This is a genomic window from Xanthomonas sp. A1809 (assembly GCF_017746015.1).
Classification (GTDB): domain Bacteria; phylum Pseudomonadota; class Gammaproteobacteria; order Xanthomonadales; family Xanthomonadaceae; genus Xanthomonas; species Xanthomonas euvesicatoria.
This window is the reverse complement of the sequence record NZ_JAGHWZ010000068.1, coordinates 1-672: the sequence shown is the minus strand read 5'-3', so window position 1 is coordinate 672 and position 672 is coordinate 1. Positions and strand designations below refer to the sequence as shown.

General features: G+C 55.4%; 1 protein-coding gene. It reads right to left on the bottom strand.

The annotated features are described in order from the left end of the window. A partial coding sequence (locus J7396_RS22450; RefSeq protein ID WP_244669848.1) for an ABC transporter transmembrane domain-containing protein occupies positions 1-672 on the bottom strand: 672 nt, incomplete at both ends.

Genomic DNA, 672 nt, shown 5'->3' with positions numbered 1-672 from the left:
CGCTCGGTGTGCAAGCGAAGCAGCCGCAGCTGCATCAAGTAGTCAGCCAGGTTGATGCTGCGCTGGCTGAACTGGGTCGCATAGATCAGAAAAACCGTCAGCACCCCAATCGTCATATCCCCACTGAGCACCAACCGGGTGCCTTCCCAAATTACAAAGATGCGGCACAGGCCCTGGATGAGAAGCTGGACAGAATCAAAACCAATGCGGATCCGCTCAGCCCCGATGGTCGCGTTGGTCGCTTTCGCGCTGTAGTTCGTAAAGCGCGACGCCCAAAGCGCTGACTTGTTGAACAGTTTGATGGGCTGGATGCTTCGGACCGTCTCGTAGAGCAAGCTTTGCCGGCGTGCATCGATGTTGATCTGGTCGAGGTTGGCCTCTTTGAGTTTGGCGTAGTAGGCGTAGCGCGAACCCACATAGGCAATGGTGAAAGCCAACAAGGCGAAGGAAAGCGGCGCGTCGTAGCTCATCAAGAGCAACAACATGAGGAAAGACATCACCCCATCGATGACCGCTTCCAGCATCTTCGTCGTGAGTGACTGCTGGATGGAGTAGATCGACTGGAAGCGACTTGAAATATCCCCGGTGTGCCGCTTTACGAAATACGACTGGGATAGCGACACGAGGTGGCGGAACAAGTTGCTGCTCCACCGTAAGCTAGTGGTCGAAGAG